The following is a 2,087-nucleotide window of genomic DNA, read 5'->3' as shown; positions in this document are numbered from 1 at the left end:
AGACGTTATTGCTTCTTGTGGTACTAAAGTAGGAACAGTCGACCATCTAGATGGTGAAAACCAATTAAAGCTGACTCGAGATGAAAGCGGTCAACATCACCTTATTCCTACTGGATGGATTGGGGAAGTGAAAGAAAACCAAGTCATTCTGAATAAAAATTCAGAAGAAGTTAAAGATCAGTGGCAAGCGATCTAGACTTTTAAGCACGATACGTGACTTAACCTGAACTTTATAATAAATCGTTTCAGCTTAGAAAAATGAATAGGCTTAAAAACTTTACAGCCTAACTCCCCGAACTGAAGGCTCCTTTACGTAAGGAGCCTTTTTTTATTTATTAAATCTCTGACTTAGGCCGTTTTTATCTCTATAAGCCTTTTGTTAGATGTTTTTGTCCTTTACTCACATGGTGATCAATTTTACTTAATGCTAAAAATTGTCCATTCGCATTAAATGAACAATTATGAATAGGGTGACGTATATGATCACAGGGAATCATCAGCTTAAAGCAAGAAAAGTACATTTTGATTTTGCCGAGTCGTCTGTCTGTTGGATGCCGAATGATCCGCTATGCTCACATGTAGCAAATGGCATTAATATGCTCTTGCCGGCTGGTGAGTTTTGGTTTTGCCGCGTGTTTAATAAAACCCTTCCCTTGATTACCGATGAAACATTAAAACAAGAAGTGATTGGCTTTGTTCGTCAAGAAGCAGCACATGCACGTGCCCATGAAAAAGCTCAGGACTTCTTACGTGAAAATGGCTACGACATTCAAGAAACACTCAACCGCGCCCATTTTGTGTTTAACATTTTATTGGGTGACAAACCTTTAGGTATGCCCTTTTTAAAAGGCGAAAAGCTCGATGAATATTGGTTACTTTTTCGAGTAGGTGTGATTGCTGCAATTGAGCACTTTACCGGAACTATTGGTCAATGGACGCTTGATAGTAAGTCTTGGGACCAAGCTGACCCTGCTATGGCAGATTTGTTCCGTTGGCATTTAGCTGAAGAAGTTGAACATCGCTGTGTTGCCTACGACTTATTTGAGCACCTACTAACAAACAAGTTTGGGTTTTATGTGTCACGCCAAGTGATTATGGCGGCTGTTTTCCCACTGTTTATTTATTTCCTTGCTGACTTTGCGCGTAGTTTGGGCCAACAAGATTTAGAGCACGAAGATATTCAAAAATTGATGCGTCGTGGCTACTTCAAAATTATTCGTGAATTTGAAAAAACTGCGACTCGCTCAGACAACTTACCGACCATTAAATATTTATGGAAAGCGACCTTAAGATGGGTTTCTCCAAAATTTAACCCACTTCATGAAGGTGACACCGAGCAAGCTTTAGCTTATATGGCTCGTTCACCTGCCGTTCAATATTTTGAAGGAATGACACAGGGTGCAAAACCTGCGACATTAAGCTAAGCAGCTATTTTATTTAAAATGAAAGCCTCCTTGTTTGGAGGCTTTTTCTTAGGTGAGTTTGTCGCTTAAGCAAAATTCAAAAAGAAATAATCCAACAACCGATCTCTTTCATCTACCGCATTTTTATCTAAAAGCTGGACCATCGCCCCATCAATCATAAATAAAAACATATAAGCATCTTGGATGGAGGCCGTAGTTTTTAAGGTTAAAAGCAACTTATAGATTTCGTTAACAAACCAGTTTCTATAATCAACTACAACTTTATAGGCAACTGGATAGAGCTTTTCAATTTCAAAAATTGCTTTAAAGGGCAAATGATAAAAGCCATTTAAGTCGGCATGTAAAAGGTAAATCTGCTTAAGTTTATCAATCACCATTTCTTCACAGTAAGAATTAACAATGGAAAACACTTTTACTTTGAGCGCGTCTTTTTGAAAAGTGAGACACATCTCGATGAGTCGTGCTTTTGAGTGAAAGTCGTTGTAAAAAGTAGCTTTGGCAACTTTAGCTTCTGCAATAATTTGGTCGACCCCGACCTTATGAAACCCATATTGATTAAATAAGTCTTTTGCGGTGTGAAGCACTCTGAGTGCTCTAAATGAAGATTCTAAATTTGGCATAGGAATACCGTTTAAATAATTTTTTGTTGTATCTAAAAGAGAT

Annotated in this window: 3 protein-coding genes; 2 read left to right on the top strand and 1 reads right to left on the bottom strand. The window is 38.0% G+C overall.

The annotated features are described in order from the left end of the window. Positions 1–196: DUF2171 domain-containing protein (locus NL42_RS17590; protein ID WP_461313738.1), on the top strand; the 196-nt coding region annotated here is incomplete at its 5' end. Between the two features lie 283 nt (positions 197–479). Beyond that, a complete protein-coding gene (locus NL42_RS17585; protein ID WP_461313737.1) occupies positions 480–1,424 on the top strand; it encodes a metal-dependent hydrolase in 945 nt (314 codons plus the stop codon). 65 nt (positions 1,425–1,489) lie between these two features. Here the strand turns inward: NL42_RS17585 and NL42_RS17580 are convergent, their stop codons facing one another. After that, positions 1,490–2,044 carry a TetR/AcrR family transcriptional regulator gene (locus NL42_RS17580; RefSeq protein ID WP_461313739.1) on the bottom strand — a complete coding sequence of 185 codons (555 nt, stop codon included), beginning with the start codon at positions 2,042–2,044 and terminating at the stop codon, positions 1,490–1,492. Between the last annotated feature and the right edge of the window lie 43 nt (positions 2,045–2,087).

Source organism: Acinetobacter sp. GN11, from assembly GCF_054823985.1.
The sequence above is the reverse complement of the archived record's forward strand: the minus strand, read 5'-3'. Positions and strand labels throughout refer to the sequence as shown.